Annotated in this window: 8 protein-coding genes and 1 pseudogene; 2 read left to right on the top strand and 7 right to left on the bottom strand. The window is 64.2% G+C overall.

Features of this window, described 5'->3' with window-relative positions; translation table 11 throughout:
* Nucleotides 1-188: 188 nt before the first annotated feature.
* Nucleotides 189-1,352, top strand: a complete 1,164-nt coding sequence (locus ACNQOP_RS00435; protein WP_416402934.1) for a low temperature requirement protein A — start codon at nt 189-191, stop codon at nt 1,350-1,352.
* Between the two features lie 32 nt (nt 1,353-1,384).
* Here the strand turns inward: ACNQOP_RS00435 and ACNQOP_RS00430 are convergent.
* The 3 genes and pseudogenes from ACNQOP_RS00430 to ppsA all read right to left on the bottom strand — a co-directional run.
* Nucleotides 1,385-1,528: pseudogene (locus ACNQOP_RS00430) on the bottom strand (helix-turn-helix domain-containing protein); the annotation flags it as partial.
* Between the two features lie 48 nt (nt 1,529-1,576).
* Entirely contained in the window at nt 1,577-2,419 is an 843-nt protein-coding gene (locus ACNQOP_RS00425) for a pyruvate, water dikinase regulatory protein (RefSeq protein ID WP_257368261.1), read from the bottom strand.
* The gene (gene ppsA, locus ACNQOP_RS00420; RefSeq protein WP_416402931.1) at nt 2,420-4,819 is read right to left on the bottom strand and encodes a phosphoenolpyruvate synthase; all 2,400 of its coding nucleotides are present in this window, start codon (nt 4,817-4,819) and stop codon (nt 2,420-2,422) included.
* Between the two features lie 333 nt (nt 4,820-5,152).
* Here ppsA and ACNQOP_RS00415 point away from each other — a divergent pair, with 333 nt between their 5' ends.
* Nucleotides 5,153-5,440, top strand: coding sequence for a hypothetical protein (locus ACNQOP_RS00415; protein WP_416402930.1), 288 nt, complete (start codon nt 5,153-5,155; stop codon nt 5,438-5,440).
* Between the two features lie 183 nt (nt 5,441-5,623).
* Here the strand turns inward: ACNQOP_RS00415 and atzF are convergent, their stop codons facing one another.
* From atzF to ACNQOP_RS00395, 4 genes are read right to left on the bottom strand one after another with little or no spacing between them, the layout of a single operon-like run.
* On the bottom strand, nt 5,624-7,486 hold the full coding sequence (atzF, locus tag ACNQOP_RS00410) for an allophanate hydrolase (RefSeq protein ID WP_416402928.1): 1,863 nt from the start codon (nt 7,484-7,486) through the stop codon (nt 5,624-5,626).
* Nucleotides 7,483-11,196 (bottom strand): urea carboxylase, encoded by a 3,714-nt coding sequence (uca, locus tag ACNQOP_RS00405; RefSeq protein WP_416402926.1) that lies wholly within the window; start codon nt 11,194-11,196, stop codon nt 7,483-7,485. The genes atzF and uca overlap by 4 nt, the downstream gene beginning before the upstream one ends.
* Nucleotides 11,193-11,870, bottom strand: a complete 678-nt coding sequence (locus tag ACNQOP_RS00400; RefSeq protein WP_416402924.1) for an urea amidolyase associated protein UAAP2 — start codon at nt 11,868-11,870, stop codon at nt 11,193-11,195. The genes uca and ACNQOP_RS00400 overlap by 4 nt, the downstream gene beginning before the upstream one ends.
* A complete protein-coding gene (locus tag ACNQOP_RS00395; RefSeq protein ID WP_416402922.1) occupies nt 11,867-12,739 on the bottom strand; it encodes an urea amidolyase associated protein UAAP1 in 873 nt (290 codons plus the stop codon). The genes ACNQOP_RS00400 and ACNQOP_RS00395 overlap by 4 nt, the downstream gene beginning before the upstream one ends.
* Nucleotides 12,740-12,776: the final 37 nt, after the last annotated feature.

Below are 12,776 nucleotides of genomic sequence, written 5' to 3'. Positions count from 1 at the left end.
TGGCCGGCACCGATGACGCACCGCCGCTAGACCGTAGTAGGACCGGCCGCTCAGGGGCGCCCCCCCAAACCGGGCCGGCCCAGGCGGACCGCATCTTCCGTTTCTCTTGACTTTCCTCCGCACCGTCGTCACTCTTGCAGAGAGCAGGAGGGGGCGTCCGTCCGTTCCTGGTCCAGTGGAGGATACTGATGGTCCGTGCCAGGTCGCTGATTCCGTCCGCGGCCTCCGACGACCGTGTTACCCGCGTTGAATTATTCTTCGACCTGGTCTTTGTCTTCGCACTATCGCAGCTATCACATCATTTGCTGGAACATCTCTCATGGGTGGGTGCCGGAGAGACGTTCGTGCTTCTTCTCGCGGTCTACAAAGTGTGGGTTTACACGACCTGGTCGGCGACATTGCTGGACACTTCGCGGCTTGAGGTGCAGTGGATGCTGCTGACCGTCATGCTCGTCACGCTGTTCATGAACGCATCCATCAGCTCAGCGTTTGGTGCCTTCGGCTGGCTCTTTGCTGTGAGCTATCTGTTGGTCCAACTGGGCCGCGGCGCGTGGATGCTGAGCGTCGGACTCGACAGGACTACCCACAACCATTTTGTGCGCACCCTGATCTGGGGGTGCATGAGCATGCCGTTCTGGATTGCCGGCGTCCTCTTCGGTACGGAACTTCGCCTGATGTCCTGGGGTACCGCTGCCACGATCGATCTGGGCGGACACATGCTGGCCCACCGTCTGCCGGGCCGGAAAACCGAAGGAAGCCGGGTCCCGCTGCCGGGAGAGAGGATCTTTGAACGGTTCGGATTGTTCTACCTGATCGCGCTCGGCGAGACGATCCTCTCCACGGGTTTGGCCATTGCAGGCAATCTTGAGGACCCGCTGATATTCCTGACCGGGACCATCAGCCTGGCAGGAAGCGTCGCGATCTGGTGGTGCTACTTCCATGGCCTCGAACAGGACATTCTGGAGAAGCTTGCTTCTGTCGATGATCAGTTCCGACCCGGCATTTTGGCGGGAAACACCCTGGTCGCGTTACTGGCTGGCCTGATTCTGGTGGCGGTCGGGGATCAGCTCGTGATCACCGACCCGGCAGCCCACTCCAATCTGCCGACGGTCCTGCTCCTGTTCGGCGGGCCGGCTCTCTTCCTTGCTGGCCGGGGCCTTTTTATTCGACAAGTACTCGGCACCCGCCGACCATCCGATCTTGTCGGCATTGGAGCCTTGGTAGTGCTGGCAGGTTTGAGCTTTCTGTTTCCCGTCTTCCTTGCCGCTTTCGCGGCTGTTCTCCCCCTCATAGGCGTTGCAGTTTCCGACTCCGTGAACCGCCGGCGTCGACGGCAACAGGGAGCCTACTGACGCTGGTGGACACCAGCGAGAGCGGAGCGAACGCCAACCCGGGCCTCAAGGTCCTTCATCGCGGCGGATATTGTCGGCTGCGCTACATAGAGAAGATCGGCGGCCACGGAGATCGATCCCTCAGCAGCAACTTCGATGAAGTAACAGTGAGTGATACGACTGCCTCCTCGGATCAAGCCAGACTCAACCCACCGCTGTTGGGACAGTCCCGAAGCCTCCGATTGTCAGTGGTGCAGTTGCATGCGTTGAAGGACCGTGGCGGAAATTTCTTCCACGGACATGGAGGCGGAGTTCACGTAGGGGATGTTGTTGGCCCGGTACATGTCCTCCGCGTTGCGAAGTTCAAAGGTGCATTGGTTCAGCGAAGCGTAGTTGCTGCCCGGCCGGCGTTCCTGGCGGATTTGGCTCAGCCGGACGGGCTGGGACGTAAGGCCAAAGCATTTGTCCGCGAACGGCAGCAAGGGTTTCGGCAGCGCCATGACATCAAAGTCCTCTTCGACCAACGGGAAGTTCGCTGCCAGGATGCCGTGCTGCAGGGCAAGGTACATCGTGGTGGGCGTCTTTCCGCAGCGGGAGGGCGCGATCAGAATCAGTTCGGCGCGTTCGAGCGCACGGAGCGACTGGCCGTCGTCGTGTTCAATGGCATATTCGACGGCGGCCATGCGGGACTGGTACCGGACGGCGTCGCCGACGCCGTGTGCCTGGCCCGGTTTTCCGTTGGCGACCGCACCAAGAGTTTGTTCGAGCTTCCCGATGTGGGATCCGAACAAGTCGAAAAACTGACCACGGCTTTCCGACAGCACGGCACGAATGTCCTGTCCCACGGCAGTGGAGAAAATGATCGGCACAGGACCGGAGGCTGCCACCTTGTCGATAACCGCTACCACCTCGCGGGCTTGCTCAATGGTGGTGATGAAGGGAATGGTCCGCCGTTCAAGCCGCTGGCCGGGAAACTGGGTCAACAAGGTGTTGCCCAACGTTTCAGCGGTGATACCGGTGCTGTCAGAGAGAAAGAACACCGTAGGGGCGGACGCTGCGCCCGCCCCTACGGTTTGGTTGTCTGCCACCTAGACCGCGGTGCTGGTGGTCTTAGCCAGGCGCAACCAGGTCTCGGTGACTGCGTCCGGGTTCAGCGAGATGGAGCTGATGCCCCGGGCAAGGAGCCACTCCGCGAAGTCCGGGTGGTCACTGGGGCCCTGGCCGCAGATTCCGACGTACCGGCCCTTGGCGCGACAAGCACTGATGGCCATCTCCAGCAGCTTGGTCACTGCCGGGTTCCGCTCATCGAAGCCTTCAGCCACAAGCGCAGAATCCCGGTCCAGGCCCAAAGTGAGCTGGGTGAGGTCGTTGGAACCGATGGAGAACCCATCGAAGTACTCCAGGAACTCGTCCGCAAGGAGCGCGTTGGCAGGCAGCTCGCACATCATTACGATCTCCAGTCCGTCCTCGCCGCGCCGCAGTCCGTTGGCGGCGAGGAGGTCGATCACGCCACTGGCCTCGTCCAGTGTCCGCACGAACGGGACCATGAGCTTGATGTTGCTCAAGCCCATCTCATTGCGAACGTACTTCAGCGCCTCGCATTCGAGTTCGAAAGCCTGCCGGAACGCCGCTGAGAGGTACCGCGACGCACCCCGGTACCCGATCATCGGGTTCTCTTCCTCGGGTTCGAACGCAGGACCGCCGATCAGGTTGGCGTACTCGTTGGACTTGAAGTCCGAGAGCCTGATGATCACAGGTTCAGGGGCAAACGCGGCCGCGATGGTCGCGATGCCTTCAGCCAGACGGCGGACATAGTAGTCGCGGGGACCGTCATAGGCCGCCGTCTTTTCCTGGATCAGCCGGACGGTGTAGTCATCCAGGCTCGCCGGGCGCTCGATCTCACCGGCGACGGCCAGCAAGGCGTTGGGGTGGACACCGATCTGCCGGTTGATGATGAACTCAAGGCGGGCCAAACCAACACCGTGGTTGGGGAGCTTGGCGAAACTGAACGCCTGCTCCGGGGTCCCGACGTTCATCATGATCTTCACCGGGGCCTCGGGCATAGTCTCCAAGCTGGTTTCCTGGAGCGTGTACTCCAGCAGCCCTTCGTAGACCAGCCCGGCTTCGCCTTCGGCGCAGGAGACTGTCACGGGAGTGCCGTCCTTGAGGATCTGGGACGCGTAGCCGGTTCCGACGACGGCGGGAATCCCCAGTTCGCGGGCGATGATCGCAGCGTGGCAGGTCCGCCCGCCACGGTCCGTGACAATCGCGGCGGCCTTCTTCATAATCGGCTCCCAGTCCGGGTCCGTCATGTTCGCCACCAGGACATCACCCTCCTGGAAGGAGGCCATCTGCTCAATGGAGGACAGCACCCGGACCTGCCCGGCGCCGATCCTCTGACCGATCGCGCGGCCTTCGACCAAAACCGTTGAACGCTCAGCGAGCGTGTAGCGGGACGTGACGCCCGCTGCTTTGCGGGACTCCACGGTTTCGGGCCGCGCCTGCAGGATGTAGAGCTCCCCGTCCACCCCGTCCTTCCCCCACTCGATATCCATGGGACGGCCGTAGTGCTGCTCGATCGCTACGGCGTGGCGTGCAAGCTGCTCGACTTCAGCATCCGTCAGGCTGAAACAGCTCCTGGAATCCTGGGGCACCGGGATGAAGTCAATGGTCCTGCCAACTTCGTCCGAATCCGTGTACACCATCTGCACGGCCTTCTCCCCCAGCCCGCGCTTGAGAACTGCCGGCCTGCCAGCCGCCAATGCCGGCTTGTAAACATAGAACTCGTCAGGGTTCACGGCCCCCTGGACCACGGCCTCGCCGAGGCCGTAAGAGGAGGTGATGAAGACCGCATCCTGGAAACCGGTCTCGGTGTCCATCGTGAACATCACGCCGGAAGAGCCGACGTCGGAACGCACCATCCGCTGCACACCGGCCGAAAGTGCCACTTCCGAATGCGTGAAGCCGTGATGAACGCGGTAAGCAATCGCGCGGTCGTTGTACAGGGATGCGAAAACGTCCTTGATAGCCAGCAGGATGTTGTCGATCCCGCGGATGTTCAGGAACGTCTCTTGCTGGCCGGCAAAGGAGGCGTCAGGAAGGTCTTCGGCTGTTGCGCTGGAACGCACCGCCCATGACACATCCCCGCCATGCTCCTCGGTCAGGCGCTGGTAGGCCGCGCGGATTTCCTCTTCGAAACCGGCAGGGAACGGCGTCTGACGGATCAGGTCCCGGATCTGCCCGCCGACCTTGGCCAAAGCGGCCACGTCGCCGCTGTCCAAGCCCTCCAGGATGGCTTCAATCCGTGTATCAAGCCCCGACTCCGCCAGGAAACGCCGGTAAGCGTCCGCCGTCGTCGCGAATCCGTCCGGAACCTTCACCCCAGCCGAGGCGAGATTCCGAACCATTTCTCCGAGTGATGCATTTTTGCCGCCAACCTGGTCAAGGTCGGTCAAGCCAAGCTCAGAAAACCAAAGAACGTTAGTCATAAATTGTGTCCTCCATTGGGCACGCTCTGACAAGCGCTGAAAAAACTAGGTCTTGCAAGGATCAGGGTCCTTGCGGCTGGAAGCAAATGAAAGTGACCCATGCAACAGCCTCAACAGGTAACGGAAAGTCACTGGACTGGCTTTTCAGACCGGACTTATGGCAGACATCCCACCCAGCTGTCATAGGGAGCCCCGCCGCCGAAAAAGCCTGAAGCGCCGGTATCGAAGGCGTACGCGTTTGAGATAGGTGAGATCCTCGCGGGCATTCATTCACTTCACATCGCCTGGAACCATCCGCCGGTCCAAGACCATGCGCCAAAGGACTGGCCCCTGTTGGCAAAGCGAGCGAAGGCAACCAGACAGCCATGGGCCGACGTACTCGCGTCTCACGTCGAGAACTTTCTCACCATCACCAACTTCGTCAACACGTGCGGACGTCCGGGTCCTGTCGTGCTGACCCACAGGGACAGGTGGAACATCCTCAGGTGTCTCGCCGGTGTCGAGGCGACCACTGGCCCTGAACTCGCCCTGTCGCATGAGTCCGTGAACAACGGGATCCATGGGCTCCCTATCCTGTTCGAGCGGCTTCCCGAACTCGAGGCGCTGCTTCTGCCGGACTGACATCCTTTGACTGCCCGGTCGGGCGGCGAAGGCCCGGCTCGCGGCTGCGCTCGCAGGAGGTAGTCGTAGGGCGCAGTCATACGAGTGGCATCGACAATTGACTTGATGGGTTCGATGCGGGCCAAGAAAGCGTCGTAATCGGTTTCAGAGTCGAAGCGGACGTCAATGAATACTCGGTCCGTCCTAGCTGGGACCGCCACGGGCAAACCCCGCCAGGACGGCGTCACCCAGGCCCTGCCGTAGACTCCGGGACGGCCTCCCGTGTGCATTGGCCGATTCTTGAAGATACTCAAGCCAGTCGCCGTAGTCGGTGATGTCCGTGCCGGCCGCGGAGGCGACGGCGTCGCACGCGAATCCGACCGCCGTCGTGCCGTCGTCGAGTTCGATCGAGCCAAGGAGCATAGGTTCGGGCAAGGCTGCCAGGAACCGTCCCAATCCGGCCTCGGAAACGTACCAGCGCTCCCCTGCCAGCGCGGTCCCATCCGTCGAGCGGTACATTCCGGGCTTCGGCGGATTCGTGTCAAGGGCGACCATCCGGTATCGGGGTGCTGTCCGAACGGGCCCGTCCCAAACGGCGCCGAGTTCCTCCAGCTGTGGTGCCAGTGGCTGGCCCCGGCGGTGTGCCCCAATCACCACCAACGGAACAGCCTCTGCACCCGCAGTCACCGGCCAAGGAAGGGACGACGACGGCCTGCCGCCTTCCGCGCCTGCCTCCGGGGCGGCTCCGGAAACAAATAGCGGCGGCGGTGCGGGCGTCGCTTCGAGGCGGCGGGCAAGGCTGGCCACGACGGCGTCGTCGAAAGTCCTGCCCACCAAGGTCAGCCCGAACTGGGCACCGTCCACCTCCCCTGCCGGGACGGCCACGGCGCACAGATCGAACAGGTTGCAGAAGTTGGTGTAGGTGCCCATCAGCGAATTCACGCCGACGGGATCAGCGGCTACTTCAGCAATTGTTGGGTGGAAGGCTGTGGTGGGAATCAGCAGCGCATCGAAGCCGTCGAGGGCCGCCATGGCCTCCCGTTTCAGCGCTTCCAGCCGGGCAGTGTCTGCAACATACCGATGCGCCGGCACGTTGCTGGCAGCCCCGATGATGGACGCAACAGTGGGATCGATGTCCCCGGAAGCCTCTGTTCCGGCGTCGAGCGTTTCCAGGAAGCTGCCCACCGCGGCGTAGCGTTCGGCGACCAGGCCGCCGTCGTACAGCAACCGGGCTGCCTCGAGGAAAGCGTCGAATCCGATGGGTTCGATGTCCACACCGGAAGCCTGCAGCCGGTCCACGTGGCGGGCGAACTCGGTCGCCCAGGTTCCATGAAGGGCCGGAAGGGCCGCCGGGTAAGCCACCCGGGGTCTCTGCGGCGCGGCGAGCCGGATGTCCGCCGGCCAAGCCCGCGAGTTTCCGGCCATGATGCCCATGGCCAGTTCGGCGGTGGCCAGGTGCCGGGCGAAGATGGTGACGGCGTCCCAGGACCGGCAGGCAGGCACAACACCGAGGGTAGAGACGACATCCAGCGTCGGTTTGATACCCACAATGCCCTGCAGGCCTGCGGGGACTCGGCCGGAGCCTGCAGTGTCTGTTCCGATCGCTATGTCCACCAGTCCGAGGGCAACGGCAACAGCGGAACCGGAACTGGAACCACCGGAGATGTACTCCGGGCGCCGTGAGTCCCGAACTGCACCGTAGGGGCTGCGGGTCCCCACCAGGCCGGTGGCGAACTGGTCCAGGTTGGTTGTCCCGACCACGAGTGCGCCGGCTGCCCGGAGACGGGCAACCGCTTCCGCGTCCTCCGTCGGTGTATAGGCAAAGCCGGGGCACCCCGCCGTAGTTGGGATTCCAGCGACATCAACGTTGTTCTTCACAGCCAGCAGGAGACCGGCCAAAGGCAGGTCCGCGCCCCCGGCAACTGCGGCGTCAACGCTCGCCGCCTCGGCCAACAGCTCCTGCGGTGTCCGTAGCGTGATCCAGATTTCGGGGCGGTCCACCGTGTCGATCGATGCCAGTGCGGCATGCACACGGGCAGTAGCACTGCCGTTCATCACCGTGTTCATACTGCTGCCTCTTCCAGTTCGGTTGCTTGCAGGTCGTCGCCGTCGGGCTCCAGCTCCATCCCGCCGAGCACCACAACGGCTTCCCCGGCTACCACTTGGGATCCGGCCTTCGGGAGGACACGGAGCACCACGCCATCGCAGGGGGCTTCAAGGATGGTTTCCATCTTCATGGCCTCCAATGACACCAGCGGCTGGCCCTTCGCTACCCGTTCGCCTTCCGCAACGTCCACTTTCCACACACTGGCAGCGAAGGGCGCCGAAACCAGGGAACCGCCTTCGGGGACTACTGCCTCCTCTGCAGCGGGGGCCTCAACGCCGACCAACGCTTCCGCACGGTCGAACTCGCCGGCATCGGCCCATGCCTGCCGTTCCACTGCGAAGGCTGCGCCCTGCTTCTGGCGGAATGCCTCAATGGACTCGTGGTTCTCAGCCAGGAAAGCCTCGTGCTCGGCCAGGGAGAAGGTGCCATCTTCGATTTCCACGCCGCGGCCGCGGCCGGCTGCCATGTCGGCCCGGAGGTCCAGGAGTTCCTCGGGACTGACCGGGTACCAGGAAATGCGGTCGAAGAAGCGAAGCAGCCATGGCGACTCAGGCTCAAAGGGCGCAGAGTCCGCGTACCGGGACCACACTTGGGTGGTGCGGCCAACGAACTGGTAGCCGCCGGGTCCCTCCATGCCGTAGATGCACATGTACGCCCCGCCGATTCCCACCGCGTTCTCCGGGGTCCAGGTGCGGGCCGGGTTGTACTTGGTAGTCACCAGCCGGTGCCGCGGATCCAAGGGGGTGGCCACTGGCGCGCCGAGGTACACATCCCCCAGCCCGAGGACCAGGTAGTCGGCGTCGAAAACCGTATCAAAGACATCATTGACGGAGTCGAGGCCGTTGATCCTGCGGATGAACTCGATGTTCCATGGGCACCACGGTGCGTCATCCCGAACACCGGCCATGTACCGTTCGATGGCCTCGCGAGTAGCCGGATCGTCCCAGGAGAGCGGAAGCCGGACCGTCCGGCTCGGGACCACCAGTTCGGAGCTTGCCGGGAGCACGGCTTCGACCTCCCGAACCACATCGAGCAGCCGCTTCGTGGACAGGACAGAGGGGTCAACCTTGATCTGCAGCGACCGGATCCCGGGGGTCAGGTCAACGATCCCGGGAACCCGAAGCCGTTCAAGATGCTGGTGCAGCGCGTGGACCCGGGCACGGAGCCCAAGGTCCAGTACCATCTCACCGTATTCCACCAGCAGGTTGTCGTCGCCGGAACGACGGTAAGTCACGGCAGGCCTGCCGTCGGCCTCCGGCACCCTGCCCAGTACGCCGTCGTCGCCGTCGCCGCGGGGAGGACGGCTGGTAGATCCCGTCAATGACGACCACGCAGCATCCCCCGGCAGCACCAGCTGGCGGCCGGGGCCAAGGTCCTTGGCAGAGGGGGCTTGGGTGACTGTGACCGGGACAAACCTGACTTTGTCCCCTGGCCGAAGCTGGCCGAGCTTCCATCGGTCTGCGGTGACTACGGTGACCGGGCAAACGAAGCCGCCAAGGCTGGGGCCGTCAGGCCCGAGCAGGATGGGGGTGTCCCCGGTGAAGTCCAGGGCGCCCACTGAGTAGGCGGTGTCGTGAATGTTGGAGGGGTGCAGCCCCGCCTCGCCGCCGTCGGTCCGGGCCCAACGCGGCTTGGGTCCGATGAGCCTGACGCCGGTGCGGGCCGAATTGAAGTGCACCTCGTAGTCCGTGGCGTACAGCTCCTCGATGTCCTCGCGCTGGAAGAACTCCGGCGCGCCGTGCGGCCCCTCGACGACCGTCAGTTCCCACGTGGAGGTGAGCGCGGGACGGCTGTCCAGCGGAACAACCGCCGTCGGTACATGCCCGACGGCGGAGATCACCGTACGGAGCACGTCACCGGCACGCAGGACGCGCCCGGCATGGCCACCGAACTGGCCCAGTGTGAAGGTGGAGGCACTGCCCAGGTATTCGGGCACGTCCAGCCCGCCTTGGAACAGGATGTAGCCTCGCAGGCCCCTGCCGTTCGCCGTGCCGACGTCGAGTGTTCCGCCTGCCGGCACAGTGACCGGTGTCCAGGCGGGTACGTCGAGCCCGTCAACAGTGACCGCAACCTCGGCCCCGGTGACACAGACGGTGGTCGCGTGGGTGAAGGTGAGGCTCGGCCCTGTCATGGTGAACTCAAGGCCGGGCGCGCCCTCGGCGTTTCCAAGTGCGGTATTCCCCAGGCGGAAGGAGAGATCATCCATCGGTCCGCTCGGCGGCACGCCGATCTGCCAAAGCCCCGTCCTTCCGGGCCAGTCCTGGACACTCGTCTGCAGTCCGGGGCTGTTAACGGTGATACGTGGTTCAGGATCCCCCACGTTGTCCAGGGTGCTGGTGGAGTGACTGACCCGGCGGACCTCATCCAGGTCGGCGGCGGCACGGAGCATGCCCAGGTTGGTCTCGATGCCGTCGATCCTCGTGCTGCGAAGCGCAAGGGCCAGTTGGTCGAAGGCGGCCGTCCGGTCCGTGCCGGAAGCGATGATTTTTCCGAGCAGCGGATCGTAGTTGGTGGAAACCTCGGTTCCGGTCCCTGCCCATGCATCAACCCGTGCTGCTTCCGCGCCCGGGTAGGTGGCGTTCGTGATGATGCCGGCGCTCGGCTGGAAGCCCCGGGCCGGGTCCTCGGCATACACACGCGCTTCAACGGCGTGGCCGGTCACGGGCAGGGCGTCCGGGACGTCGGCGAGAACGGCGTCGGCTTGCGCGCCGCCTTGGGCGAGGCGCAGCATCCACTCCACCAGGTCGACGCCGGTCACAGCTTCGGTGACTGGGTGCTCCACTTGGAGCCGGGCATTGACTTCCAGGAAGGACGCTTCCTGGCGCGTGGAGTCGTAGACGAACTCGACGGTGCCCGCGGAACGGTAGGAAAGGGAAGCGCAGAGGGCACGGGAGGTCCGGTGGAGTTCTTCACGCAGCTCATCCGGAAGGTCGGGCGCAGGGGCTTCCTCAAGGACCTTCTGGTGCCGTCGCTGGAGGGAGCAGTCCCTGTCGCCAAGGCTGACGACGCGCCCCTTGCCATCGCCAAAGACCTGGACCTCGATGTGCCGGGCGTTTTCCACATACCGTTCGGCGAAGACGCCGGCGGTCCCGAAGCTTGCGTCCGCGAGACGGGCAACACGGGGAAAACTCTCCGCGAGTTCGGCTTCGGAACGGCACACGGTCATGCCTATGCCGCCACCACCACCGGTGGCCTTGAGCATCAGCGGGAACCCGATCTCCTGGCCTGCCGCGACGGCAGCATCTACATTCGCCAGCAGCCCCGACCCGGCGATCATGGGCACCCCAGCCGACCGGGCGGCGTCGCGCGCGGTATGTTTGGTGCCGAAAATGCGCAGCTGCGCGGCCGTGGGGCCGACGAAGACAAGCCCGGCCGCCTCCACGGCTTCGGCGAAGCCTGCGTCCTCCGACAGGAAGCCGTAGCCGGGGTGGATCGCGCCGGCCCCGGTGGACCTGGCCGCTTCAAGGATCGCTTCGACCCGCAGGTACGAGTCTTTGGCGGGTGCCGGCCCCAGGAGGACGGCTTCGTCGGCAAGCAGGACGTGCTTGGCGCCCCGGTCTGCCTCCGAGAAGACCGCTACTGTCCGAAGTCCCAGCTTCCTGGCGGATTCGATGATCCGGCAAGCGATTTCGCCGCGGTTGGCGATCAGGAGGGTGTCAAAGGTGTTCATCGTGCCGCCTCCGGTCGGGTGACAATCATGCGGACGGGCGTGGGGTTGAATCCGTTGCAGGGGTTGTTGATCTGGGGGCAGTTGGAGACAAGAACCAACGTGTCCATCTCGGCGCGCAGGGCAACCCTCTTGCCGAGGGCGGACAGCCCGTCAACTATGCCAAGGGCGCCATCGGGGTCCACCGGGACGTTCATGAACCAGTTGATGTTGGACACCAGGTCGCGTTTTCCCAGGCCCCAGCGCGAGCCCTCGATGAGGAAGTTCTCCACGCAGGCGTGCTGTTCGCGGGTGTGCTGGCCGTAGCGGAGGGTGTTGGATTCCTGCGAACAGGCCCCGCCGATGGTGTCGTGGACGCCAACTTCATCCGCCACCACGGTCATGAGTGGCGCGCCCGTGTCTGCCCTCAGGACCGAACCAGTGGTCAGGACAATCGATTCCTGGGCCGCGATGGTAACGGCTGCCGAGTAGCGGACCGTGGTGTCTCCGGCTGCGTAGAGGAGGCAGTCCACCGCCTGGTTGCCTTCCAGGTCCACAATGGTCAACACGTCCCCGGCGGCCACGACTGCCGACCAAGGGCCACGCGCCTGAACGAACTCGTCCAGAATCACAGGGCCGACGGCAAGGGCGGTTTCGGAGGCTCCAGGAAACATCTGGGTGGTGATTGCTGTGGTCATCGGGCGTTCCTTGCGGTGAGATCGTGTTCGGTGTTGCGGAGAGCCTGCAGGTGCTCCGGAGCGAGCGGGCCGAGCAGGGTGCCGGCTTCCAGGGCGACAAGGTCCTGTGGCGCCTGCCAGGCAGTGATGTCCACGGCCGTGCCGCTGAACGCGTCCCGCGGATCCAGCGGATGGGCGGTGTTGGCGAGGACCAGAACGGCGTCCATGTGGAGGAGCAGTTCAACGGCGGCACTTGGCCCCGAGCTTCCGGTGAACGTGATGGTGCCGCTGGGGTCCACCTTGATGCCCTTGAAGAAGGAGATTGACGGGGCAACATCGCGGACGCCCAAGCCGTTCTTGAGTGCGCCCAGGGTGAGCAGTTCACGTGCGGCCGGCGAGGCACTGTGGGCACTTCCGGCTCCGTACTTCGCAGTGTTGCCGACCAGCGTGGTGGCACCAGTGAGCGCGTCATGGCGTGAGGAAGTGTCCGAGACGATCGTGGCCATCAGGCGGCCAGCATCAGAGAGCAGCGGATGCCCGGCAGCGGGATAGGCCTGCCAAGGGACTTTCACTGTGTCGGCAACATTGAGGCGTTCATGCAATGCATCACTGCGGTAGAGGAGTGTGTGCACACATGCGTCCCCGCCGACGTCGGTGAGCTTGATCCTGGTTCCCCGTGCCAGGGCCATGGTGGTGTACCGGCCAAAAGCGATCGATTCCGCCCAAGTGGGGACCACGCCGTCGGGCGCTGCGTCCAGGAGGTGGGCGGGAGCGGATGCGGCAGGTACGTGGCGCATTGTCTTGGCAGTCCTGCCGTGCTGTTCCCTGGCGTGGGCGCGTGCGCCTGCCGTGGTGGCTGTGCCTGCGGGGCGATCGGTTACTTGTGTCATGTCAATCCTGTGCTGGTTTCTTAAGGTCAGGGGAATT

Origin of the sequence: Arthrobacter sp. LFS091, from assembly GCF_047977885.1 — a bacterium.
In the GTDB taxonomy this organism is placed as follows: Bacteria; Actinomycetota; Actinomycetes; order Actinomycetales; family Micrococcaceae; genus Arthrobacter.
The sequence above is the reverse complement of the archived record's forward strand: the minus strand, read 5'-3'. Positions and strand labels throughout refer to the sequence as shown.